The organism is Halococcus dombrowskii, from assembly GCF_022870485.1.
GTDB lineage: Archaea > Halobacteriota > Halobacteria > Halobacteriales > Halococcaceae > Halococcus > Halococcus morrhuae.
On record NZ_CP095009.1, the window covers coordinates 86,712 to 109,783 of the forward strand.

The following is a 23,072-nucleotide window of genomic DNA, read 5'->3' on the forward strand; positions in this document are numbered from 1 at the left end:
AGCCCGCTGTCTAGAGATGGCGGTCAGCAATCTATCAGAGATTGGGTGATTTGTAGCTATTCAAACGCCGAACCGCTGATCCTTGTTCAAGCCAGAGAGTGGTTACGAACATCTAATGTGGGTCAAGCAGACCTCATGAAAACCTCGTGCCTTCCAAACACCTCGATGACCGGCGCTTCCAAGGTCTCTGTGGCCTCAGTTATTTGAATTGATAGTTGCGATAGACTCAATCTCTACATCTGCTCCGAGTGGGAGGTTGCCAACCTCGAAGACTGTTCGTGCTGGTGGTTCGTCAGCGAAATACGTCTCGTAGACGGTGTTCATTTCCTCGTACATCTCCACATCCGTTAGGAAAATCTTCATCTTTAGTATCGTCTCAGGATTCGCGCCAGCCTCCTCAAGTATCGCCATGACATTGTCCAGACATTGGCGGGTCTGTACCGTGATTGATTCATCGGTAATGGACTCGCCGTCCGATTGGAGTGCGATTTGTCCTGAAGTGAATACAACTTGTCCGTTTGTGGTCCCCTGACTGTAGTGACCAACCGCTGCCGGTGCATCTGGAGTTTCAAGAATACGCTTCTGATTCATAGTAACTCCCCCATGGAAACGGGAAGGATTTGTCCACCAACCGATACCGAGACGCTGTTACCTGTTGCGTCTGCGCGAAGCCGAAGCAATGATGGGCGCTCGATCTCGTAGCCCTGCTCGACACTATGTTCGACAGATGGCGCTTCGAAGTAGTGATGTTGAGCCAAGTAACCAGCGAGACACCCATTCGCTGAACCAGTTGCAGGATCTTCTGGAACGCCCAAAGCTGGAGCGAACATTCGTGCGTGAATATCATTCTCCGAATCAACAGTCTCTGACGAGAAGACGAATACTTCTTTGGCACCGTACTCTGCAACTAGATTTTCGTATTGCGTTCCATTTATTTCGGCTTCTCGCACTGCTTCGATCGAGGTCATTGGAATAATAAGGGTGGGGATGCCCGTCGAAACAACTTGTGGCTCGTAGGCTGGATCGATTTGATTAGTGTCGAGGGTAACAATTCGGGCAGCACGTTCCGAGTCGATGGTAGTATCGAACGTTGGGGGTTGCTGTTCCATCCAATAAATGTCCTGTCCCATGTCGTTTTGTTCGATAGTCACTCGAATCGACCCCACATCGAGATTCAGGACGATTTCATTCGGTTCGCCATCTATGACGTATTCGCGGATCACGAAAGCAGTTCCAAGCGTGGGATGCCCCGCGAACGGGAGTTCGGTTTGTGGGGTGAAGATACGGACGCGGTGTCCGGCTTCAGACGGTTTCGGGTCAGTAATGAACGTCGTCTCCGAATAGTTCATTTCTTGCGCAATCTGCTGCATGACGTCAGGTGATAGTCGATGGGCCTCGTCTACAACTGCAAGTTGGTTCCCTGTGTACTTCCGTTGGGAAAACACATCTACGGTATAGAGTGGGTGGCTGGTCATGTTCTTGACAGCTGCAGTGGAGTTGGTTGTTCGGCCATCTGATTGGTTAATCGGCATATCTCGGTATATAGATTTTGACTGCGAGAAATGCTATAGAGACTAAGCGGAGAAATTGTTATAGTTCGTTGTGAACGTATTCTGCAAAGGCCTCAATAATCTCCTCGTTACGTTAACAATACGTTCATTGGCCAATACGCTGTGATTTTACGAGATTTGCATCCTCAAGCTTTGAGAGATATTGTGAAGTAGTAGATTGTGATACATCTACTTTTATTCCGAATAGAATCAATACATGTGCCGACGCTTTGATATCTTCTTGAAGAGAGAAATTTTGTGCTGGCTCGGCGAGCCATTGCAGAATCTGTAACCGGTTCTAACACGAACTGGGTGGTTGAGACTAATTTGGTGGTAAACGGAATCTACTATTCTTCCAAAGTCGTGCATCGTAGGCCCTCTCTACCTGCTGTAGTCTCATCTTCCACCAGAACTTCGGAGTATAGCGAATATACAAGCCGATTCGACGATTGCCAGTAGTCTCAGATCGTGATACCACGGTCATTGCGTCAGTTTCTATGCACGTCCTGTCGTGAATACCAATTTCATATCGAAAATCAGTAAGATTAGATAATATAAAAGACAGCTGTCGCTACTGAGCCGTCCACAACTGACGTGATGTGGACGGCTACCCACCCGGCGCGAGGCAGAACCCAATGAGTTCCACGACCTCGCCGGCACGAAGTGGCGGCGTGTCACCGAGATCGACATCAACTGCCTCACGGAGCAGGAGGTTCGTGAGCCTCCAAACGTTATACATCACCACTCCAAGCACGAAATACAGCAATCGAACGCGGTAGTCTGTTGACGCAGTTGTTGGGAGGAAATATTTCTTGATTGTCTTGTACTCGTTTTCAATTACCCACCGCTGGCGATACTGCGAGGTGAAACCTATCGCCTCGTCCGGCGATAGGTCGCGGTTTGTTGTGAATACTGCATACTGTCCCTCTTCTTCTGTCGATGGAACATATATGATGCTTACTTTGTGTTTTCGGCCATCTACCCAGAGTGGTACCTCACGTTCAACAGCGACATCCACGGCTGAATGCTCGTCAATCTGCTCGATTCCACGCCAATCTGCTGCGTATTTTTTCTTCGGGATGAGGTAGGTGACGCCGTGTCGGTCGAGTTCGTCGCGCACTCCGTGCGCGTCGAACTCACGGTCGGCAAACACTTTGTGGATGTCGACATGTTGCTCGGCTTGCTCCATCAATCGGTTTACGAACGCCGTTTTCGGTGTAGATTCACCGGCGTCGGCCTCCCAGGCCGACGTCTCCCGAACGGGTTCGATGGCTAGGACGATCGGTGTGTCCTCGCCAACAATCGTGAGCGTGGCGAACTTGTAGCTGCGGCGGTGATCTGGATCACCGCTCACCATTTCGGGAAAATCGTCTTTAGGAACCTTCTCGTCGCCGTTGACGATGATTGGCTCGTCGTCCCACTCAATATCCTCGTCGTCCTTGTAGGGCGACGGATAGAACTCCCAGTGAGTGACATCAATGGCAGCGATGACCGGCTGACGCACACCACCGCGTTCTGTAACATCGTCGAGGAGACACTCGATGCCCTCGTGGAATGGTTCGAGGATCGCCTCGCGGAGGCGATCCCAATCCGGTGGCGGGTCTCCGTCTGCGAAATCATCAAGCGTGGTCTGTTCGTCCGCCGCTCCGACCTTCTTCATCGTGCGGAGGTGCGTATCGCCGTGAGGCGTCTTCGCCCGGTCGCTCAGCCGATCGAAACGACGACGTGGCGTCGTCGTTCCAATATCCGCCAAATTGAGGTAGGCTTGGCGTTCGAAGAATACCTCATCTGGATACGTTGTATTGGCCGCTCGGTCGGTATCGAACGCGGAGAGGCCACGATCGCGGGCGATCCGGATCGCCCGCATGATCTGGTCGTCGGTGACGCCTGCATCGTCGATCTCGCCGGGGTCGAGCCGTGGCTCGCCCGGCGAGATGAGGTCGTGATTAGCGGCTATCTCACGGATCGCACAGGCAGTGGCCTTGATCTGGCGGCGGTCGGCGAGCGACAGCCGACGCCGCCAGATGTAGTTGACGGCCTGTTGAGTGGGAGATCGAGAGAGGCGAAATCGGATGAAGACGTAGGCTGTACCGGTGAGACGGCGCGTGAGTTCACTGTCGTTGAACTCACGCGCGTGCTGGTAGAGAAACATACGGATGACTGGTTCGAAGTCGAACTGAGCCTGACCAGGGTGGGAGTACTGATCGGAGAAACTGTCTGGTGGAATGTCGAGGTCCGCGATAATTCGCGTGATATGGTCGTGGACGTCGCACAGTTCTTCAGCCTGCTCAACGAGACCGTCTACCGCGGTCGGAAAGTCTGAAGTCGACACGATTGAATTATAGTGCTCCAGACTTGTGATTGAAATGGTGGTTTGTAATTTTCCATGCTCCGAAGTTCTGGGGGACTGACCGCTGCGCAAATATTATAGCAGTATATAGTTTATAGACGCAGATATGCGCCTCTGTAGTCTTGAAGAGGTTGTAATCGGCGGAATTAGCGATTTTGTTGTTTACTCGTGCTTAGTCCAATAAGGACATGTAGATTTATCCGAAGCCCCGCCCTCCCCCACAGCACACCAGATGCCACAACCCAGAACCACGGTTACTCGCCCTGAGAACAGTGTTCGAGCCAGCGAACGCTCCGGAGGCGCATAGCGTGGTGTCGATTGATGCGGTCATCGGGGATTTCCTGACGGACAAAGGCAAGGGCCAGGGTGGCGAGAGCGGTAACTACCGCCAGGACGCAGGCCGAGAGCTCAATCGGTTCGTCGACTTCCTCACTAGTCACGAAGAGAGCCCAACGACATTCGACGAGTTGGATTCGAGCCATCTCCGCGAATACGCCCGTCACCTCACTCGTCAGGGTTGGACTGCAGGTACAGTGCGTACCTACTACGCGTACGTCTCTGCGTTCTGCGGCTGGGCCGTCCGTGAAGGACACCTCGCCGAGAACGTCGCTCAGCGACGTAACGCCACCGAACCGATTCCCGATGACGGCGGTCACAAGAGCGGCGAGCAGCAAGCGTGGTCCGCCGAGGATCGCCAGCAACTCACTTCCTTCGTCGACGAGCAGGCCAGCGCTGCGATCGACGATGTTGGTGAAGACCAAGAGGCCGCGATCAAAGCCTGCCGTGACCGCGCTCTGGTCTACCTGTTGTCGTACTCTGGCGTTCGAGGTGCGGAGATCCTTCGAGACCGGAGCGACGAACGACGCCAAGGACTCCGGTGGGAAGACGTCCATCTCGAGGACCGCTACGCGACGGTGTTCGCGAAAAAGCAGCGCCTTGACGATCGAGGCCTCCCCAAGCCGGTGATCCACCCGCTGCAGATGTACCGGAAGGTACTGGATGCACCGAACGAGAGTTGGCCGGTGTTCCCCTCGTTTCATCGCCCGACGCTCTCTCAGCAGGTGACAGATACGCTGGACCGTCAGGGATACACCGACACAGAGATCGAGGAAATGCACACCGACCGCTCGTTGATCGAACTCTGCATCGAGCACGATATCGAACCACCGTCGATAACGACCGACGCTGGCCGGCACGTCCTCAAACGTCTCTGCGAGGAAGCAGGTATCGAACTCGATGACAGCGAGGAATATCTGATGCCTCACGGTGCCCGGCGCGGTGCTGGTGAGGTTCTCGTACGCACGTCAGGCCATGCAGCTGCCGCCCGAGCGCTAGATAACTCCGAAGAAGTGGTTCGCGAGCACTACTCGCATATCGAAGCCGGCGAGCTCGCTGATCAGATGTCCAGTGCCTTCGAGGAGGCTGATCAGCAAGGTGGATCCGGCAGCGAGTGAGGACATACGCACGGGTTAGTCTCGAGATTCGCTATGAATCACGAGGAGAATCAACCATACCTATCGCATGCTCATCCAGCCGGTGGAGTCAACTCCTCCTTCTGAATCGCAACTACCCTAATCCGTTTTATCAGGAAGCCGGAGAGTGAGTAGCGTGACAACCCCCATAAGAAGAGCCAGCGAGAGATAGCCCTCGTCGAAGAAACCACGCTCGGCGATCGCGCCGAAGAGCACCGGCCCCGTAGAGGCCAACAACGAGGCGCTTGACCGGACAGCTCCTAGTCCAGTGCCCTCTATCTCCGACGGAATCGTCTCCGAAAGGTACGATTGGGTGATTGCACCCGAACCGAGCATCGAGCTGATCAGAACCGTATCCCCTGCGAGTAACCAGAAATCGGTGAGAAACGGCAGCAGAGCAAACCCGAGGATGGCTCCACCGAGGACGAGTGGCAGTGAGCGCCGAATACCGATTACATCGTACGCAACGCCAGCAAGCGGCTTGGCAGCGATCCCGAAAGCGAAAAACAGACTGAACAACGCGCTTGCTGCCGTCGAGGAAAATCCCTTTTCGTGGATCAGATAGGTGGGATAAAACGCCGAGAACGTCTGTAGAACACCGATATACAAAAACAGAATAATCGCCATGATCACCAGTGTCGGATGGTAGAGCTCCCGAAGAACAGTCTTCGCCCGCTGGAGAGACAGTTCCGTGCGTGCTGTGTCCGACGAGACTGTTGATGGAAGAACTCGCCAGACAGAGATCGCAACAACGACGAGGAGGGGTACGACAAAGACAAGACCCACCTGCCATGTGAGACCGATGAGGACACCAGCAACCAACGGGAGGACTGTCTGTCCAGTGTCACCCGCTGCCATCGTTATTCCCAGCACACGACCGATGCGATCAGGGTAGAGATCCGAGAGAGCAGTAATCCGTGCGACCGGATACAGAGACAATCCGACACCGATCAGTCCGGTTGCAGCGAACAGGCTCCACGTCGACGGAGCAAGAACCACCAACGACACGGCACCAGCGACGATCAGCAGCCCTGTTGTCAATATCGTCCGCTCACCGTATCGATCAGCCAGAACGCCACTTGGGACCTGACCGATCGCGTAGGTGACCCAGATAATCGTTACTAACAGGCCAGCAGTGGTGAGCGTGAGACCGAAGCTCTCGCTCAATGATGGCAACAACACCGGATAGATCATCCGAGTTCCGTTCAAGAGCCCCCATCCGAGAGCAATCGCGATTAGCTTCTTTCCTTTTCCATCGGCCCACAGTGCGCCTATTTCCTGCCGGAGAGAAGACAACGCATCCATCAATTCCGCTCGTTCGCTCGTAGCCGCGCTGGTTGCAAAACGCTTGCAGTGCCAGCACAAACATCCGGTTGTCGGATCGCGCGTAATCAGTGTCGCCAGTAGTGGGTGAGAGTGCTCTGTTGATCCCGGTTCCGCCTGACGATTCCTTCGGTGAGTTCAGCCCACTTTCGACACCCCTTCGGTTCAATTCTATCCTTTTTCCGTCGGGCGGTTTCGATAAGCAGTAGTATGTGTGATGTTTCAGACACCCATGTATCAGAAGGAGTTCTACCGTGTCGGTGAGCGTGGTGAGCACTGACTGAAACGGTGCGAGACCGGCACCTACAGCAGTTTATGGACGAATGAAGATCGCCGCTCATGGAGAGCGACGATCTGCACCCGATCAAGTCAAATATTCGATTATAAACAGTGAAATCGCCCGAAGGAAAAAGGATTAGATTACCAGTCAGGGGTGTCGAAAGTGGGGTTACTGGATGAATTCGATGAACGCTCATCTCGACTATCCATCACCTAAAGACTGAGCGCGGGAACGAGTCATACCTCCCGGTGAGACCGACACGCTCTCAATTAAGTTACGGTTCGTCGGGATGAGCGAAGCCACCAATCAGTCGCCAGGCTCTCGCACCGTCGACGAGCGCCCGACGCCGAACGAGACGTTCCCGGCGGCGATACGGAGAATTTCGACGGTCAGCGCGCCGAGTACGCCAACGACGACTACCTGGACGGCGACGGAGGCAATTTGGATGGGTGACGCGGTACCGAGCCACGCTGGATTGAGAAGTTTTGTCCCCAGATTCGAAATAGCGAGGTAGCCCAGCGCCGAGAGGCTCGTTGCGAGGACGAACGCGGCACCGGCGAGCAGACTGCGCACCTCCTTGCCCGCGTCCCAGTTGCGAACCCACACGACGACGGTAACGATTGAGAGGCCGGCGAACACCTGGACGGCGCCGCCGAAAAGAGGCCAGATGGCCGCCCAGCTCCCGCTCGCGACCAACAGGTACGCGAGTGCCGTCTGCGCAGCAGAATTAGCAAACCGGTTTCCCGCAAAGCTCGTCTCGGAATCAGTGACGACATCCTCGACGAAGTATCGGCCGAGTCGAATCGATGTGTCGACTGTCGTCAGCGCGAACGCCGAGAGGACGAGGGCCATGAACGTCGCACCGAGGCGGGTCGGGACGCCCAGCGCCGAGAGGATGATGGCCCCGCCCTCGGCGAAGCTCGGGAGTGCGAGCCCGATCCCAGAGCCGGAGGGGATCGAAGGGATCACCGCAACGGTTCCGATGGCGACGACCGCCAACAGTCCCTCAACGAGGGTCGTCCCGTATCCGATGGCGTTCGCGTCGGTCTCGCGGTTCAGCTGTTTCGGCGTCGTCCCGGAGCAGACCATCGAGTGCAGCCCGCAGACCGCGCCGCAGAAGATCGTGGGGAACAGCATCGGCACCGCGGGGCCGATTCCGGCGAACGCGTCGCTCATAAACCCGGTGAACGGGTCGAGGCTCATCGTCAGCGGTTGGTTCGCGGTCCCGAACAGCGTCCCGACGACGATCGCGAGGACCGCCCCGCCAAGTCCTGCGTACAGCAGGAACGACGAGAGATAATCGCGGGGCTGCAACAGCGTCTGCACCGGGAGGACACTCGCGAAGAACGCATACAGCAGGATCACGACCAGCCAGACGGACACGTTGGCGTTCACGACCGTCGGCAGGACCGTAGCGCCGCCGTCCGACACCAGCACCAGCGGGTACTGCAGGCCGACCCAGACGCCCCCGAAGACAGCGGGGACAAAGAGCAGCGTGCCGAGCCGGAAGGGGAGCCCGTATCGCTTGTAAAGACCGAAGAGCAGCGCGAGCACGACGTAACAGACGCTGGCTGTCGCCGTGCTCGGGTACGCGTCGAACACGATCGCAACGACGAGCGAGAGAACGCCGATGACGAGCAGGTTCGCCGTGAACGCGAGAGAGAGCATCAGCGACTTCCCGCGCTCGCCGACGTACTGTCCGAAGATGTGACCGACCGACCGGCCGTCGTGACGGACGCTCATCGTGAGGACCGCGAAGTCGTTCATCGCCCCGTAGACGATGGTTCCGACGACGATCCAGGCGAGCGCAGGCGCCCAGCCCCACGCGAGCGCGGCGGTAATCGGTCCGATGATCGGGGCACCGCCGGCGACGCTCGAGAAGTGGTGGCCGAATAGCTCGAGCTTCCGCGAGGGGACGTAATCGACGCCATCATACCGATCGTGCGCGGGCGTCGGCCTGTCCTCGTCGAGGTCGAACATGCGGCTCATGTACCGCCCGTAGGTCAGGTACGCGACGGTGAAGATCAACGCGACGCCGCCGACGACCGTCAGGAGGCTAACCATGTGTCGGTGTAAGGAGTGATAATCGGGTTACTGTCGTACCGCAAGCAAATTGACCTCCGCCCTCGTGAGGACTGTCGTAGTCTCTTACCGGTGATGACGTCCGACGGGGTAGCGGTCACCGGCACATAGCTACGACAGTCTGTATCAATCGGCGGATTCCGACTGGGCTTCGATGACGTCCTCGGTCGTCTCGATCTCCGCGTCCTCCTCGACGAAGCCGTGTTCGCGCATCCACTCGGCGGTCCGTTCGACCCGCTTGGAGTCGGGCTCACGGACCGGCAGGAAGTTCCGTAGCTCGAACTCCTCGCGGAGCCGATCGAAGTCGACGTCCTCGAAGGTATCGAGGTTCTCATCGGCGGCCTCTTCGAGCATATCGACATACCTGTCGCGGTACACCTCGAGGTCGTCGTTGATTTCCTCGACGGCTCGGTTGAGCGCGGTCCGGAACTTCGCAGCGGTTTCGGGGTCGACGTCCTCCTTCGTCGTGATCGCCGCCCGGCACGGCCCGACGTATACTTCCGATAGTTCGTCGTCGTAGCGGCCGAGCGTGACGTACGGCTCGAGGACGCCGATGGCGTCGACCTCGCCCTCCTTGACGGCCTCGAAGCGTTCCTCCGCAGACCCGACGTGCTCGAGGACGATTTCCTCCTCATCGAATCCGTTGCCCTCCAGGATCTCCGGGAGCGAGTAGAAGGAGGTCGCGTACTCGTTGATCCCGATCGAGCGTCCGCGTACGTCTTCGATGTCCTCGATGTCGGAGTCGGCCCGCGCGAAGATGACGCGGTCCCACTCACTGTAAGAGCCGATGATCTCGCGGTCGGTCTCCGCGGCTGCGTCGACAGCGTTCCACTCGCAGACGCCATGCGTCCCGCCCTGTTCGTCAAGATCATCCCACCAGTCAGACTCGAACGCGTTGTCGCCGTCGTCGAAGTCCTGTGTCCCCGGAGCGAAGTACGACAGGTCGGGATCGATGCCCTCCGCTTCGAAGTAGCTGTTCTCCTCGGCGACCTCCTGGACGAGACGCCAGGTGAAGTACTCGTGTGCGACGTTCAGATCTGCCATAGCGTTCCCTCGTTGAGCCCCTAGCGGGTTAATAAATTCCAATGTAGCGATAATCCCCACGATCTCGGAGGCAATTTACCAGTATTCTCGACAAATGCTTGAAAATCTTGGATATGACAAGCGAAAGGTTCAGAAGCAGATAAGAATTCCCAATCCAAACGACATTCGTTCAATGAATAGACGGATCGTGTAACGGTTTATGTGAAATCCTCGATACCAAGATAGAAGTAAAAATTGCTGAGAGCTACTACGGCGGTTACATGCGCTGCCATGCTATAATCACACATGACGGCGGTTGTGTGAGCGGTGCGGTCGGTAGGTGCAATGCTGTTCATACTTATCAACTGGTTTATCGGCTTTAGGACCGATATCTGGGATGATGAGTGCTGATCAGAAACTTCTCGATCTCCCGCCAAGTGCGAAGCTCGTTTTCATAGTTCTTGAACATGAAGAACCACTCACACAGAAGCAGATCGGTGCGGAAACGCTGCTTCCACCACGGACAGTTCGGTATGCGCTCGCTCAGCTGAAAGAGATTGAGAAAATCTCTGAGAAAATCCATTTTGCTGATGCTCGACAGAAGATCTATGAAATCGCTTAATTCCAGACGCTCTTGTGTAGCGTAGCGGAATCAAGCCATCGGGAGCGTGACTCCATGAGAATCCCGGTGAAGTCACTGGAGCGTGAAGTACGTCAGGAAGTCACAAAGATCGACGCTCTTGTCTGTACTTCTGCGGTTAAACTGTGATGCTATCTCCTTGTCTAACCTAGATAAGTTATGAGTGGCATTTCCTACCGAAATCACACGCCGAAGATCGATATCCGTCGGTTTCTTGCGCCCCTCAGGGACGCGTTCACGACGCGTCCCGGTGGGCTTTCTTGGCCACGGGCAGCAAACACCTGGCGTATCGCGCCCGCTTACGTTGAGGGGTTGATTCGTCCGGGCAGTCACAAGACGCTCCGTGGCATCGGCAAACGTCTCGACATCAATGAGCATCGAGTCCGCCGATTCATCAGTGAGAGTCCTTGGGAACACAACGCTGTCCAAGATCATCTCAACGAGCACATCCCTGAGACGATCGCATCGCCCGAGGCGATGCTGATCGTCGACGATGTCGATATCCTCAAACACGGTTATGACAGTGTCGGCGTCAAATCACAGTACGCTGGCTCGATTGGCAAAATTTCCTCTTGCCAGGTTGGCGTCGATTGCGTTCTTGCCGTCCCAGGTGACCACTACAACGCCGATCAACTCACCTGGCCACTTGGCTGTGAACTCTACCTCCCACAAAACTGGGCAACAAGTGATGAATTCGAGGAACGCCGCCACGACTGCGGCGTTCCTCATGACCTCTCATTCCGGACGAAACCACAGATCGCACTCGAGCTTCTCGCCCGTGCACGAGAGACGTCGGTCCCCCACGCCTGCGTGGGGGCCGACTCCGGTTATGGTGAACTCCGGTCCTTTCGCAAACAGCTCCGTGACTGGAGCGAACCGTACATTCTCGGTGTCGGACCCAAGGATATGCACGTCATCCCTGAGTCAACGCCGATCGAGCACCCTGAAGACGCATCAGGCATCGGGCGTCCCCCCAGTGAACCGCGATATCCGTCGGATGTGACTCCGCAATCTCCGGAGGAGATTGCTGAGAGCCTCACAGACGACGATTGGACCAGAGTGACGTGGGCAGAAGGCACGAAAGAATCGCTCTCCGGGCGGTTCTTTCGGACGCGGGTACGCGTGGTTAAGCGTGTCCGAAAGCGCCGCATTTCCGAAGAGATCGGCTGGCTCCTCATCGAAGACGCCGAAGAGAAGCTCCGTGCTTGGCTCTGTTGGGGACTAGACGAGTGGTCAATAGAGGAATTGGCTGCCTACGCCCACCTTCGGTGGGCGATCGAGCAGTTCCACAAAGAAGCCAAGCAAGTACTGGGACTTGATCAGTTCGAAGGCCGGTCATGGAAGGGATGGCATCACCATGTGACGATCGTGCTGCTGACGTATGCGTTCATTGCGACCGAGCGAGCCGCGCAGGGCGCGGCCGCTCGGCCGCCACCATTTCCCGAAATCGCCCGAGCTCTCGTCTACGAAATGGCGACACAGATCGCGGAATCTGAAGGGTTGGAACGGCTGAAAGCCGAAGAAGTTGGAAAAGCCATGGTCAGAGGGTTGACCGACTGGTGATTAAACCGCAGAAGTACAGGCAAGAGCGTCGGATATTAAATGGCTGTGGATGAGCGGCAATATGTTTATTTGATATTCGACGTGTGTATTACATAGGATCAATGGCGATTAAACTACCAAGTGAGGCCGACGACTGGATTGGGACATGGCACGAGCAGTTGAACGACAACGAGGATTTCGAGCGGGCGGCGTCGGGGTGGGGTGTCGAGTTCAATGGTGCGTTCCTATTCGAAATCCAGCCCGACAACGCCTACGACGGCGAACCGCTGTACTTCTTTGTCGACCTCATCGACGGGAAGTGTACGCGGGCACGGCAGATCGATACGCCGACCTCGGAGAACTTCGGTTTCAGGTACTACGGTCCAGCAACCCACTGGAAGCACCTCATCCGAGGCGACGTCAACGCTGCCGAGGGGCGGCGCAAGGAGAAATTCGAACTCGACGGCGACATCCAGAAAGTCCTCCAGTACAGCGAAGCGATCCAGGTCATGACTGAAAACGCACGGTACATCGATACCAAGTTCGAGTACTGACCGAGGTCGACTAGATTGTTTTACTACCCGACCTATTTGTGAAATTTAGGGCATTGAATTGATTTCGCCATTTGTAGTACCTGAGAAATGCGCACTCCATACATTATGTCTGAACTCAGACAGGTAGATTGCTCATGCACGACTAGACTTGAAATCTATACTGATGGTCTAAATTTCGCAAACGCCTGTGCATGACGAATATAGCTAGCCGACCTCTGATTGGTGAGGATTGATCATCCGGATACAGAACCGACAGTCGAAACGCGGACGTAGGCGACTATTTGCATGGGTGCTCGGACGTCCTAATCGTACCGCGATTCAGCATATCAAGAACGGTGGTTTTCGCATCGCTATGGAAAACTGGTGTTTTTGAACCCGAAATTGAGTATCAACCGGGATCAATCTACGATAGAGGATGATGACTCGACTAACACTCTCGCCCCCGTCTCATCGTAGGAGTGATTCCCTGTAAGTGGGAAAGTATTAGTTACAGAAAAAGTTACTACTACTATCCTGTAGACTCCTCCTGTTCTTTGACATATTCATTGTGCTCTTCAACGGCGTCCTCATGTGCTTGCGTATCGCTTTGGTCACGGTCTGCGAGTTCTTGTAGTCTATTTTCCTGTCCGTAGAACACAGCCGTATCACCCGATTGTATCTCGCTATCAGACCCCGGAGCACCGATATATGACCCATCTTGCCTCTCGATAGCTAATACGCGAACTCCCTCGTCAGGGAGATCCAATTCAGCCAGTGGGCTTCCAGTGATCCAATCCCCTTCATCAGCATCGATTTCTGCAATGCGATACTCGTCACGAAGCCCGAGGACCTTTGCATAATCACGGATTTCGAGGTCAGTCCTCCGGTTGAGTATCCGCTTGATGATTGGCGTGACGACACTATTGAGCCACGAACTCCTCGCAACGAGGAATAGGATGACAGATCCCGCGACGATATACACAATACTGAGGAAATCATCACCGCCGCTCCGAGTGAACGACAGGACAAGCGAGGCAATCGCACTGACGAGACCGAGACTCCCGAGTCGGAAGAGTTGCGTGACGATGGTTCGTCTACCGGGTGTTTCTGTCGCCGCTTCGGCCTCGTCAGTCGTATATCCTGCTCCGGTAAACGCCGTTGCGGCTTGGAACTGAGCGACATCCGGCGAGAGGCCAGACATTTCCAATGCGACTGCCCCGATTCGTGTGATGAGCGTCGCTAACGCGAACACGAGCAGTAGCGATAGGATGGGGTTTAGCGCGACCATAGTGGGGATACACCAACTACGCATAAAACACTCCGCACCCGCTGACCACACTGCAAACGCTCACGCTGTCGTGTGACCAATGGCTCCGGTGCTCGCCCCCGCACCCCGGCTCGTGGCGCTGGCAGGATAAGATTTGTTTGTGAGATTTTCATACGAGCATGAGCGTGAAGCCCGTGGAAGGGCGTTCTCACGCAACTACACCCGGTTGCACGAATCGAGACCACCGATCTTCAGTTTGCACATATGACAGTCGGGACCGAACGACGATGTCCTGTTGTGTGAGTTCTCCGTCAGCGTATTCGAGCGTCTTGAACACGAGTTTCGCACTTGGAGGCAGGTCACGAAATTGCTTCGCTCCGCTTTCAGTCATGAGTGCAGTCACCCCCGTGGCGGTCAGTCGATTTTTCTTGCTGTGTGTCGTTGATAAATAGGTTGTTTTCGACCAGTCGCTTGTGTGCGCGGCGGAACCGCTCGGAGAGCGCTTGATGGGAGATATCGAGTTCCTCCGCGAGGTCAGTCGCTCTTACGTTCCGCGGGATGTTATAGTACCCCATCTCGAAGGCCTTCACGAGCGCCGTATACTCAGTACCTCACAAAGCTCGTCGGTTGACTGCTTCTGAGTGTGAATTCGGTGGAGAAATCGGTGCCGAGTAACTGCTGAGGAGGGTTGTTCGACACCGAGAGCATCAAACCTGTCGCAGTCGGCGGCGGAACGCCGCCGACGCAACGGTGTTGCCACTCGCTGAGTAGGCGTTCCCGGTCGGTGGATTACCGCTCGAAGCGGTCGTCCGGTGGCTTGTTTGCGGGGACGGCGCGACGCACCGCGAGCGCCGTCTCCGCTGCTCTCCGCACCATTCCGAGGAATTCATCGAATCGCCACGGCCAGAGGCGTCGCGCGCCTCGGCGCGGCGACGCCACGTACTCCCAGTGGAGATACCGCCACGCATTCTGGAGGAGGTAGCTGATCAGCACGTACAGAAACCTCACCGCCGGATTCTGTGTCGTCGTCATCGCAATACTTCGTTCGGACAACCGGTAGGTCGATTCGATCCCGAAGCGTCGGCTGTAGTACTTCCGAGCCTGACGCGGTGTGTCGATGAACGGCGCGTCAACGGCGTAGCCGTGACGCGCCACACCTTCCTCGTCGTACTTTCCTTGTTGGTACGTACAGTCGATGTAGACCGGGAAATCGACGGTCCACGTGTGACCGTCGATTTCCCCTCGGAGGTCGTGGTCGATCACGCGGCTCCAGCCTTCACTCAGTTCGGTCTGAATCTTCTCGCCCCACTTCACGATCGGCATGACGAAAGCGTAGTTGTGGGCAGCGAGCAGCGTCAGACAGTACGTATCGTAGAATTCCCGATCGAGGTAGACGGCCTTGACTTCAAGGTTAAGGCCGTTGAGCACGCCGAGCAGTTCCGCGAGGATCGAGCTGGCGGTGTCGCCGTCGGTGAGACGGCGCACCGCCAGCGTGTAGCGTTTGTTGCGTACGCGGGCGTAGAGTGTGGCATAGCCGTGGAACGTGGTCGTTCCAGCTTTGGCGAGTGACTCGTAGAGTTCTTCCTTGGAGTCGTACTCCTCGCCGTAGTACGGACGGAGGTGGAGGTCGGCGACGACCTCCACCGGCCGATCCGGAAGGAGTTCGAGGGTATCCTGTTGGATGAGCGTCTTGCCGACTCGTTCGAGCTCTGCGAGCTCGAACTTCGTCCGGAGGTGATGGAGAATCGTATTGCCGTGGGGTGAGTCCTCTGAAATCTCACAGAGGTGACTGACCGAGTCCTCGTCGGCTGTTGCGCCGACGAGGACGTCCCAGATGTCCTTGGAGTCGATATCGGCGTTCTCGCCGAGTCCGATATCGATCTCCTCGTTGAGCGTGTTGACGAGAAAGTTAAGCACCTGGTCCTCTGTGAGTTCACTGGCTGCTTGGTTGGCCTCCATCAATCCACCAAGCAGCCCGTTCACCTAACCCGCTTTGTGAGGTACTGATACTGTCTCTCGGTCAACGTGCGTTGCGCCGACGGTTCCCCTTCGAAGGTCGAGATACGTCTGCATTCTACTTCACAACCCGACTCCTCTAGTATTTCGTGTGCGCGGGCAAGCATGTCCCGGTCGGGAGTCACGAGGCGAAAACGCCACTGGCCCGCGCGTCCCCGTACCGACAGGAGCGTGACGCCGCCGGCGACGAGCCGGTCCACGAGCCGACGGGGGTGACCGTCCCACGTCACCCGATACATCCACCCGTTCGGTTGCTCGCAGAAGCGTTCGATCGCCACGATATCCGAATCGGCTCGGAGCGCGTCCTCGACTGCGGTGCGCTCGCGCTCATCCGCCCGAACGACGACGACAGCGCGGTCGGTCGGACCGGCGACCGTGGGTTCAAGTTCGGCGCGTGCGTCGGGAACCCGCTCGAACAACTCCCCGAGGACGAACCCCGCTGCTGGGAGTTCGAACCGGGCGGTGCTCGCATCACTGGATACCGGACGGCCGCGTTTTGCGCCGACCGACTGTGCGCTCTCAGGCATTGTTGACGTGGCGGGGAGACTGTGCTTCACGGACGCCAGCCCCATCCCGAAGCTTCTCCTCGCAGTTGGGACAGACGCGCACGGTATCTATCCGGGCGGTGCGAACACGCGGACGTACTCGGCTCACGAACGTGCCGCAGTTGTTGCAGTGAGGCATGGCGACTCACCGTTCCCTTTCATGTCTGCCGGAGAGGACGCTCGTCCGCAATCCCAGAGCAGGATTCCCCCATTCGCTCGACGCCGGACGGTTGTATTGTTCGTCCGGCGAGCGCTGGTCTGCATGGCGATTCCCCGTTTCACTCCCGGCTTGGTTTTTCGGTTGCACCACACGCGTCCGTCTCAGGGGGTCCCATTAGCAATTCTCGGTGATACACGCAACTCGGTGGGATGGATGTTACATGGGGTGTTCTGAGTTGTCGGTGGTGAACACATCTACATCGAGGCGTTCGGCGGCACGTTTGTGCTGTTCGAACGTCTCCTCGGCCCACGCGAAGACCGCCTCGTCCTCGATGACGAACATTCCGAGGACGTTCCCGCGGTCGTTGACGACGAAGTACAGTACGGACTCGTCGGCGAGGACGATGGTGTGGGGCATCTCCCCATCGTAGCGATACACGCGATCGCCGGCTTCGAGCCACCGCCGGAAATACTCGGACAAGCGATGATTGTTGCGGCCTACTTCCACAACGCCGGCCGAAAGCACGGCTTCTGCCGTGTCAGCGCCCGCTTCCGCCCGTTCGGCGGTCGTGCGAGGTCCCGCCTCCATGACGATGGAGAAGAGAATGCGAAGGTGGTCCGCATTTCCCATCAGGTCGCTCATGCGGCGTATCGGAGCGTCGGTATCGGCGGGGTCCCCGCAGACGAATTCGGCTTCGCCGAGGCGGCGGAGGTCGATGGGGAGGTCTTCGGTCGGAACGTGCGAGATGAGGTCGCGTAGTTTTTGAGCCAGCCAAATCGTGTCGAGGAACACGTCCAAGTCCTCGAAGACGATGCGGCCAAGCGGCGTGATGTGGTAGTCGTGGCTGCGGCGTTCAACCCACCCGTGGTCTTCGAGGTCGCCGAGCAGACGTCCCATCGTCACGCGCGTGACGTCGATATCGTCCTGCATGTCGCGGCGCTCGTGTGGCCCTTCGACGAGGAGTTCGAGGAGTCTCACCCGGTTTGCCGAGCGAATCAGGAACTCGGCGTCGTCGAGAGGTCCATCCATGCCATCCGTTACCGCATGTGGCCTCAAATCGTTTCCCCGTGTACGACGACGGACGAGACAACACACTATCTTTCCAAAAACCGACCGTACATTGCTGGTTGCTTATGCCGACCACGTGGATACGTAGCGACCCTGGTGTCGAAAGTTCCATTCGCGGATAAAAGTTCCCGACGGCATACCCACGACGCCGACCAATATCGAACGCCGCCTGATCGACATGATTCCGTGGCTGGCGTTTCGTACCGGTTTAGATGTTCATCCCGCTTTACACCGAACAGGAGACAGTATCACGTACTCTCATGCCCAAGCACGGTACATAATGGTCTCCGAACCGCTCGACGGTCTCGACAGGCAAATTCTCCACCTGCTCCAACAGGACGCCCGGCACAACACCGGCCACGATATCGGATCGAAACACGCATTCGACCGAACCAAGAACGCGTCGGAAGGCGTTGCGCCCCGATGACCGCTGACAACCCTCCCCTGGAAGTCCCATCGCTGTGCGACCGGCAGGAGATCGTTGACACGACGACTCGACTGTGTATGCACGCGGACTTTCACGACTGGACGGGTCTCCGTTCGTGTTTTGCCGACGACCTCACTGTGCACTTTCCGGGCGTGACCGGCGGAGAATCCCGAGAGATAGCAGCCGACGACTTCGTGGCGCGCTGGAAGCGCTATCTCTCCCGATTCGAATCAACCCAGCATCTCTCGACGAATCATCTCGTGGCCGGTGACGACAACGGAGCGACCTGCCAGACGTACTTCCAGACGCAATATTACCGTCCGGCGACGAATGGCGGGGGCTTCTGGACCGTCGGCGGTCACTACGAGTTCGACTTCCGACGGACGGAGGACAGGTGGAACATCACCGCGTTCGTCGTAACGCCGCTCTGGACGAGCGGAAACAAGCACCTCCACGAACTCGCCGTCGAACAGGCTGACACTAACGAGGGGCGATAGCGTTCGATCACCCCTTTGGGCCGGTCGGTTTCGAACGAAACGGACCATAGGGAGGTACCTGTCCGTGCTGGATGGTGCAAAGGACACTGTACGGTGTACGCGGCACGTTGCACCGTACACCAAGAATATTTAATCGCTTGCCAAGCGTGGTGGACCCCGATGACGGACACAGCCGACAACTACCGGGTGTCTCGCTCGGGAATCGACCGCCGCTCATCACCTATCGAGAGAACGAGTCGTACCACGACTGCTGACCACCTGACGACGATCAGTGAATCATATGCTCCCGTCGCCAATCACCGATGTCGAACGATACTCGATTGTGTGACCGACGCCCCCGATGGAACCGTTTCGTTCGATGCCCTCGTCGGCGAAGTGTCCGCACACGAATTGGAAAGACGACGCGAGAGTGACTCGGAACCATCACGAGAAACGCTCGAACCCGAGAAGCACCGCGAGGCGGTCGCCGTCGGACTGCACTACAGAGACCTGCCGACGCTCGCGGATGCGGGTCTCGTTGAGTACGACCACTGGCGCGCGACGATACGGGACACGTCGAACGGGCCGATGGAGAAATCGTTCGGAAACGTTGCAGGAGACGCTGAATCGGGAGCGACTGTGGGGCGAACGGAGTCGGCGACTTATCGTCACGAAGTCACTCATCCGAGAGACGGCCGTGGTGGCCAACAATGAGTGAGACGGAATCGTACGACATTTCACAACCGCCGGAGACGATGGTCGAACAGGCCGGGAACAACCGAGTTACCCAGTGGTTGCTCATCACGGGCGACCGCCGCGCCGTCGCCGCCGCCATGCTCGTCGGGACGTTCGTGGCGTTCGTGATTTTCGGTCTGTACGGTCCACGCTCGATACAGAAGTTTCTCTCAACCGGCACCATTGGAACGCTGTTCTATGCGCTGATGACCGGCATCATCACGACTGTAACATTGGTGCTCACGCTCTCGCAGTTCGGTCTCTCACAGCAACTCTCGGACCTCGGGACTTTCCGCGACCACATGAACCACTCGATGGAGTTCCGCCGCGACACGGAGAACCACATCGATGTCGGCGTCAGCCCCGGACAGCCCACGGAGTTCTTTCAGGCGCTCGCCAGAGCAGTCGAAGAGGAACTCGACGACTTGGATGGGGTGATGGCCGATGGCGACAATCCCTCCGGGACCGGGGAGGTCGCCGAGTACATCGATGCCGTCCGCGCGTACAGCGAGGACGAACGTGAGCAGTTGGAAAACCCGACGTTCGGCTCCTTCGGCGCATTGTTGCCGGTACTCAACCACAACTACTCGTGGAAAATCTATCTTGGGCGACAGCTGCGCGACGAACACGCGGACGAACTCTCAGAAGAAGCAATGGAACAGTTCGACGAACTCATCGAGACGCTGTTGTTCTTCGGCCCGACGCGTGAGTATTTCAAGTCGCTCTATTTTCAGCGCGAACTCGTGGGCGTCGGGCGCGCCGTGTTGTATGCCGCGTTGCCCGCAATCGCGCTCACGGGGTACATGATGGTCCTGTTCGACCCGACCGCTGTGTCCGACTGGCTGTTCGGGGTCACCAATGTGGTCGGCATCAGTACGGGCTTTCTGTTCGTGGGCGTCGTGTTCGCGTTCTCACTGCTCCCGTTCGCGCTCCTGTTGGCCTACCTGCTCCGGCTGCTCACTGTCATGAATCGAACGCTGACGATTGGACCGTTCTTTCTCAACGATCACAACTCCCCGAGCGCGAATAACTCCCAGGAAGCAATTCAAGAGACGGTACAGAAACGGTGGCGACACGCTGACCGTTCTCGCCCTCGATGGCACTCTCTTCATCGTGAAACTGTTAGGACAGACCGGAAAAAACGCCGACTAGCTCACTTCGGTTGTCTTTGCCATTTATTCTATGACATCCTCGTTGGTTCCGAACGATGTTTTTCCGGCGTTGTCGGATTGCCCTCCCCTTCGGGAGCCGACTCGAACCGACGAGGGAAATTCGGGAACAAGTGGACCACGTCTTTGCGAGGGCAGGCTCTCGCTTTATTTGAAACGCGGATGTCATTAGGGACGGAGACAAAACACCATGGCAGAATCACTCACCGATACGAACGTCGCTGTCTTCCTCGCACAGAGAGGCACCGAGGAAGTCGAGTTCACCGAACCGAAGGGAGCCGTCGAGGACGCCGGGGCGAGCACCGATGTCGTCGGTGCCGAAACCGGCGAGGTCCAAACCGTCAACAACGACCTCGACCCGGGTGACACGTTCGAGGTGGAGAAAACCTTCTCCGAGGTCTCCCCCGACGATTACGATGCGCTCGTCGTTCCGGGTGGCTCCGTCGGAGCGGACCAACTCCGCGCGGACGGCGACGCAGTGGATTTCGTCAGGGAGCTCATCGAGGCAGAAAAGCCCGCAGGAGTCATCTGCCACGGCCCTTGGACGCTGGTCGAGGCCGACGTGGTCGAGGGTCGGACGCTGACTTCCTTCCCCAGTTTACAGACCGACATCCGCAACGCGGGCGGCGAGTGGGTTAACAAGGAAGTCGTCGTCGACGAGGGACTGGTGACCAGCCGCAAGCCCGACGACTTGGACGCCTTTTGTAATAAAATCATCGAGGAGTTCGAGGAGGGTCGCCACTAACGGCGCGATAGCGTGAAAGTGTCCATCGCCACGTCCGGCGTTCGTGAACGAGATGTGAGATTCGTCTTTGCTGCTTCTGTCTGTTCAATTTCAGATGTTAGGGGAGTTTGGCCTCCAGTACGTCGACTTCTTCTATCTCCGGCGGTTCTGCAAACAGCTCGTCCGCGTTTTCCTCCAAGGCAGCAGCGATTTCGCCCGAGAGATGCGCTTCCCGACCGGATTCATCCGGAAAGGTGTCGAAGATGCCGAACGTCGAATCGTCCATACGGAGCGCGAACCACGTGGTGGTGTCCGGTTCTTCCTCGGCCATCGGCAGTGCCGAACGGAGGAATTCCTCGACATCGGATTCTTTGCCGGACTGTGCTTGGAGTCGAACGAGGAGCGCGACGTTTGCGTCGGTCATACTCAGTCCGTAGGTGTGTGCGCAACCACATAACTATTCATGCTAGACACTCATCCCGATACATCGCAACACCGCAATTTCTCGAATCAGTCGTCCGGTGAGTTGAGTTTCAGTCCGAGGAATCCGAGGTATTTCTGGAGGTGGTGCTTCGAGACGCCCCTGAACTTCGCCAGCCACTGACAAAGGAAGCTATGACGGTTCTCGAAACAGTTACAGGAATACCACAGGGCACCTACCGGAAATCTCGCTCTGCGGGGGTTCCAAGACGACGAGTTCGTCGAGGGCGGAGCGACGGGTCGTCGATCAGTCGGTTTCGGGCTCGTTCTCCTCGACGTACGGGCGGGGCGTGGTGTGCGATCGGCCGCCCTTCCAGCTGAAGAGCACCTCGCGCGCGGAGAGCTCGCGGACCTCCGGGAAGCGCCGTTGTTCGGTCTGACCGTAGTTCACGAGCGCGACTAAGAACACGCCGCCAACGGTGTTCCCGAGCAACACCGGCAGCCAGAACTCGTAGAAAACGACGAACAACCCAGGGCTGGGGACGTCGAGAAACACGAAAAAGAGCGCGTCCGCCGCCGTCGTGACGACGTGATAGAGTTCCGCTGCAGCGATCATGTAGAAGACACTGTAGATGAGCAACAGGCGGGCGATCGTGTCCTGCGCAGCAATACTGAGCCACACCACCCCGGCGACGAGCCAGCCCGCGAACAGGGCCTTGAAGAACACGTCCCACCACGCGTGTTCGAGCCCACTCCTGGTGAACTCCGCGCCGGCGTGCATCGCTGTCGTCGAGAGGACGTGGCTGTTGGCGAGAATGAACGCTCCGAGGCCCGCCCCGATGACGTTCGCGAACAGCACGATCCCCCAGACGCGCAACAGCAACGGGAGGCTGGCCAACCTGGCCAACACGAGCGCTACTGGAGGAAGGGTGTTCTCGGTGTAGAGCTGATAGCGACCGAGGATGATGTAGACGAACCCGAGCGGATAGAGAATCGCAGCCAGGAACCCGTTGTTCGGGAAGAGCGCACTGCCCACCGCGTGGCCGACGAACGTCAGCACGATCGCGAAGCCCGCAGCGACCCCACTGAAGAGCAGTTCCGTCGTGCCGGTGGCGACCTCCTCGTCGGCGCTTGCGAGGAGTCGCTGGAAGATCTCGGTCGTCGAGAAGCGGTCGCCGATCGCCCAGCCGGCGGCCGGCGCGCCCGAGGCGGCGCGGTCCGGCTCACGGATCTGACCTTCTTGATCGGTCCCTTCGTCGCTCATCCCGGT

At 57.4% G+C, this 23,072-nt stretch carries 24 protein-coding genes and 2 pseudogenes; 10 read left to right on the forward strand and 16 right to left on the reverse strand.

The features are described 5' to 3' along the window. Positions 1-195 precede the first annotated feature (195 nt). The 4 genes from MUK72_RS18530 to MUK72_RS18540 form a co-directional block, all read right to left on the reverse strand. Positions 196-591 (reverse strand): RidA family protein, encoded by a 396-nt coding sequence (locus MUK72_RS18530; protein ID WP_244707120.1) that lies wholly within the window; start codon positions 589-591, stop codon positions 196-198. Continuing rightward, positions 588-1,532 carry a PhzF family phenazine biosynthesis protein gene (locus MUK72_RS18535; protein WP_244707122.1) on the reverse strand — a complete coding sequence of 315 codons (945 nt, stop codon included), beginning with the start codon at positions 1,530-1,532 and terminating at the stop codon, positions 588-590. Before MUK72_RS18535 ends, MUK72_RS18530 begins: the two co-directional genes overlap by 4 nt. 124 nt (positions 1,533-1,656) lie before the next feature. Continuing rightward, a complete protein-coding gene (locus MUK72_RS20515; RefSeq protein ID WP_343750001.1) occupies positions 1,657-1,764 on the reverse strand; it encodes an ArsR/SmtB family transcription factor in 108 nt (35 codons plus the stop codon). A gap of 393 nt (positions 1,765-2,157) precedes the next feature. Next, on the reverse strand, positions 2,158-3,054 hold the full coding sequence (locus tag MUK72_RS18540) for a transposase (RefSeq protein ID WP_244707124.1): 897 nt from the start codon (positions 3,052-3,054) through the stop codon (positions 2,158-2,160). Here MUK72_RS18540 and MUK72_RS18545 point away from each other — a divergent pair. Further along, a complete protein-coding gene (locus tag MUK72_RS18545) occupies positions 3,016-3,873 on the forward strand; it encodes a hypothetical protein (protein ID WP_244707126.1) in 858 nt (285 codons plus the stop codon). The genes MUK72_RS18540 and MUK72_RS18545 overlap by 39 nt on opposite strands. A gap of 335 nt (positions 3,874-4,208) precedes the next feature. Further along, the gene (locus MUK72_RS18550; protein ID WP_004055259.1) at positions 4,209-5,354 is read left to right on the forward strand and encodes a tyrosine-type recombinase/integrase; all 1,146 of its coding nucleotides are present in this window, start codon (positions 4,209-4,211) and stop codon (positions 5,352-5,354) included. A 117-nt stretch (positions 5,355-5,471) separates the two neighbouring features. On the opposite strand, the gene MUK72_RS18555 is transcribed toward MUK72_RS18550, so the two are convergent. The 3 genes from MUK72_RS18555 to MUK72_RS18565 form a co-directional block, all read right to left on the reverse strand. Next, positions 5,472-6,566, reverse strand: a complete 1,095-nt coding sequence (locus MUK72_RS18555; protein ID WP_049916326.1) for an MFS transporter — start codon at positions 6,564-6,566, stop codon at positions 5,472-5,474. Between the two features lie 715 nt (positions 6,567-7,281). Beyond that, the gene (locus tag MUK72_RS18560) at positions 7,282-9,039 is read right to left on the reverse strand and encodes a carbon starvation CstA family protein (protein ID WP_244707128.1); all 1,758 of its coding nucleotides are present in this window, start codon (positions 9,037-9,039) and stop codon (positions 7,282-7,284) included. Between the two features lie 144 nt (positions 9,040-9,183). Beyond that, complete coding sequence (locus MUK72_RS18565; protein WP_004054139.1) at positions 9,184-10,101, reverse strand: ABC transporter substrate-binding protein; 918 nt, start codon at positions 10,099-10,101, stop codon at positions 9,184-9,186. 379 nt (positions 10,102-10,480) lie between these two features. Here MUK72_RS18565 and MUK72_RS18570 point away from each other — a divergent pair, with 379 nt between their 5' ends. The 3 genes from MUK72_RS18570 to MUK72_RS18580 all read left to right on the forward strand — a co-directional run bounded on the left by MUK72_RS18570 (position 10,481) and on the right by MUK72_RS18580 (position 12,816). Further along, complete coding sequence (locus MUK72_RS18570) at positions 10,481-10,702, forward strand: helix-turn-helix domain-containing protein (RefSeq protein WP_342346258.1); 222 nt, start codon at positions 10,481-10,483, stop codon at positions 10,700-10,702. Positions 10,703-10,879: 177 nt separating this feature from the next. Next, entirely contained in the window at positions 10,880-12,283 is a 1,404-nt protein-coding gene (locus tag MUK72_RS18575; protein ID WP_244707130.1) for an IS701 family transposase, read from the forward strand. A 101-nt stretch (positions 12,284-12,384) separates the two neighbouring features. Beyond that, positions 12,385-12,816 (forward strand): SCP2 sterol-binding domain-containing protein, encoded by a 432-nt coding sequence (locus MUK72_RS18580; RefSeq protein WP_004054147.1) that lies wholly within the window; start codon positions 12,385-12,387, stop codon positions 12,814-12,816. 508 nt (positions 12,817-13,324) lie between these two features. Here MUK72_RS18580 and MUK72_RS18585 read toward each other — a convergent pair. The 6 genes from MUK72_RS18585 to MUK72_RS18610 form a co-directional block, all read right to left on the reverse strand. Next, entirely contained in the window at positions 13,325-14,083 is a 759-nt protein-coding gene (locus tag MUK72_RS18585) for a TrkA C-terminal domain-containing protein (protein WP_244707132.1), read from the reverse strand. Between the two features lie 362 nt (positions 14,084-14,445). Next, positions 14,446-14,652: a helix-turn-helix domain-containing protein gene (locus tag MUK72_RS18595; protein WP_004054145.1), complete on the reverse strand. Its 207-nt coding sequence runs from the start codon at positions 14,650-14,652 to the stop codon at positions 14,446-14,448. Between the two features lie 199 nt (positions 14,653-14,851). Beyond that, a complete protein-coding gene (locus tag MUK72_RS18600) occupies positions 14,852-16,021 on the reverse strand; it encodes an ISH3 family transposase (RefSeq protein WP_244698896.1) in 1,170 nt (389 codons plus the stop codon). A 20-nt stretch (positions 16,022-16,041) separates the two neighbouring features. After that, the gene (locus MUK72_RS18605) at positions 16,042-16,605 is read right to left on the reverse strand and encodes a bacterio-opsin activator domain-containing protein (protein WP_160162774.1); all 564 of its coding nucleotides are present in this window, start codon (positions 16,603-16,605) and stop codon (positions 16,042-16,044) included. Beyond that, a complete protein-coding gene (locus tag MUK72_RS20520; protein WP_425311115.1) occupies positions 16,598-16,762 on the reverse strand; it encodes a DUF7563 family protein in 165 nt (54 codons plus the stop codon). The genes MUK72_RS18605 and MUK72_RS20520 overlap by 8 nt, the downstream gene beginning before the upstream one ends. Positions 16,763-16,999: 237 nt before the next feature. Then, entirely contained in the window at positions 17,000-17,812 is an 813-nt protein-coding gene (locus MUK72_RS18610; protein WP_244707133.1) for a helix-turn-helix transcriptional regulator, read from the reverse strand. 319 nt (positions 17,813-18,131) lie between these two features. Between MUK72_RS18610 and MUK72_RS18615 the strand changes: the two genes are divergently transcribed. From MUK72_RS18615 to MUK72_RS18635, 5 genes and pseudogenes are all read left to right on the forward strand, one after another. Next, the gene (locus MUK72_RS18615; protein WP_004051857.1) at positions 18,132-18,278 is read left to right on the forward strand and encodes an Lrp/AsnC family transcriptional regulator; all 147 of its coding nucleotides are present in this window, start codon (positions 18,132-18,134) and stop codon (positions 18,276-18,278) included. Positions 18,279-18,355: 77 nt separating this feature from the next. Next, complete coding sequence (locus MUK72_RS18620; protein ID WP_244707135.1) at positions 18,356-18,775, forward strand: nuclear transport factor 2 family protein; 420 nt, start codon at positions 18,356-18,358, stop codon at positions 18,773-18,775. A 159-nt stretch (positions 18,776-18,934) separates the two neighbouring features. Beyond that, positions 18,935-19,468: a DUF7344 domain-containing protein gene (locus MUK72_RS18625; protein ID WP_244707137.1), complete on the forward strand. Its 534-nt coding sequence runs from the start codon at positions 18,935-18,937 to the stop codon at positions 19,466-19,468. A gap of 41 nt (positions 19,469-19,509) precedes the next feature. Then, positions 19,510-20,445, forward strand: a pseudogene (locus MUK72_RS20590) (DUF7972 family membrane protein); the annotation flags it as partial. 403 nt (positions 20,446-20,848) lie between these two features. Next, positions 20,849-21,403, forward strand: coding sequence for a type 1 glutamine amidotransferase domain-containing protein (locus MUK72_RS18635; RefSeq protein ID WP_004054297.1), 555 nt, complete (start codon positions 20,849-20,851; stop codon positions 21,401-21,403). A gap of 97 nt (positions 21,404-21,500) precedes the next feature. Here the strand turns inward: MUK72_RS18635 and MUK72_RS18640 are convergent, their stop codons facing one another. From MUK72_RS18640 to MUK72_RS18650, 3 genes and pseudogenes are all read right to left on the reverse strand, one after another. Then, positions 21,501-21,806: a putative quinol monooxygenase gene (locus tag MUK72_RS18640; protein ID WP_004054295.1), complete on the reverse strand. Its 306-nt coding sequence runs from the start codon at positions 21,804-21,806 to the stop codon at positions 21,501-21,503. Positions 21,807-21,892: 86 nt separating this feature from the next. Further along, positions 21,893-22,018 (reverse strand): annotated as a pseudogene (locus tag MUK72_RS18645) (IS1595 family transposase); the annotation flags it as partial. A 91-nt stretch (positions 22,019-22,109) separates the two neighbouring features. Beyond that, entirely contained in the window at positions 22,110-23,066 is a 957-nt protein-coding gene (locus MUK72_RS18650; RefSeq protein ID WP_004054293.1) for a formate/nitrite transporter family protein, read from the reverse strand. Positions 23,067-23,072: the final 6 nt, after the last annotated feature.